Source organism: Malaciobacter halophilus (assembly GCF_002837275.1).
Taxonomy (GTDB): Bacteria; Campylobacterota; Campylobacteria; order Campylobacterales; family Arcobacteraceae; genus Malaciobacter; species Malaciobacter halophilus.
The window spans coordinates 1-1199 of record NZ_NXIF01000068.1 but is presented as its reverse complement, the minus strand read 5'-3'; the positions used below and the strand labels follow the sequence as shown (position 1 = coordinate 1199).

General features: G+C 31.4%; 2 protein-coding genes. Both read left to right on the top strand.

Annotation, left to right across the window (positions count from 1 at the left end):
• Positions 1-610: flagellin (locus tag CP960_RS13020; RefSeq protein ID WP_101185912.1), on the top strand; the 610-nt coding region annotated here is incomplete at its 5' end.
• A 238-nt stretch (positions 611-848) separates the two neighbouring features.
• The coding region (locus CP960_RS13015; RefSeq protein ID WP_458118322.1) for a flagellin N-terminal helical domain-containing protein at positions 849-1199 on the top strand (351 nt) is incomplete at its 3' end.

Below are 1199 nucleotides of genomic sequence, written 5' to 3'. Positions count from 1 at the left end.
GTCAAATATTTTAGATATAGTTAAAACAAAACTTATTCAAGCTTCAACTGATACTACTTCACAAGAAGGTAGAGAAGCAATTGGTAAAGATATTGATAAACTATTATCTCAGTTAAATAATATTGCTAGTCAAACAAATTATAATGGAACAAACCTTTTACAAGGTTCAGCTGCAAGTGCAGCAGCAACACAATTAACGTTCCAAATGGGTGAAACTAGTGCTGATACTATTCAAACGACAGCTGGTGTTAAAGCAAATACTAGTGGATTAAGTTTAGCTGGTGTACAAACTGCAGCTGCAGCTGGGGATTCAGCTAACTTTAGTGCAGGAAATGCAAGAAGTGCTTTAGCTACTGTAGATAGTGCACTTAATACACTAAATGGATGGAGAGCAGACTTCGGTTCTACTCAAAACCAATTAGAGTCAGCGATTAGAAATCAGATGACACAAAAAACAAATATCTTAAATGCAGAGTCTGTAATTAGAGATGTTGATTATGCACAAGAGAGCGCAAACTTTAACAAACAAAATATTATCGCACAAGCTGGTACTTATGCAATGAGTCAAGCTAATGCAATTCAACAAAATGTTACTAGATTATTACAATAATTTATAAAATTATTGTAATAAGTAATATTTCAATGAAGATGTTATTAGAGAATTTTTAATCTTTAATAATATAAATTAGTATTTTGTATTTTTCTTTTAAAGTTTACGGAGTTGAAACAGCAATTTGTATAGGGGTCAATGGGTTCCGAAGAATAAGATTCTATGCTTGGTAATACAAGAATGTTTCAGGCTCCCGTATCATGGGTAAATCTTTTTATCTTATAAAAAAGGATTTATTATGAGAATTAATACAAATGTTGCATCTTTACAATCACAAGAAAGTGCAGTAAACACACAAAATAACTTAAAAAACTCATTAGAGAAATTAAGTTCAGGTTTAAGAATTAACAAAGCGAGTGATGACGCTTCAGGTTTAGCAATTGCTGATAAATTAAGAACACAAGCGAATGCTATTGGACAATCAGTTTCAAATGGTAATTCAGCTATTGCATTAACACAAATTGCTGATAAAGCTATGGCAGAGCAGTCAAATATTTTAGATATAGTTAAAACAAAACTTATTCAAGCTTCAACTGATACTACTTCACAAGAAGGTAGAGAAGCAATTGGTAAAGATATTGATAAACTA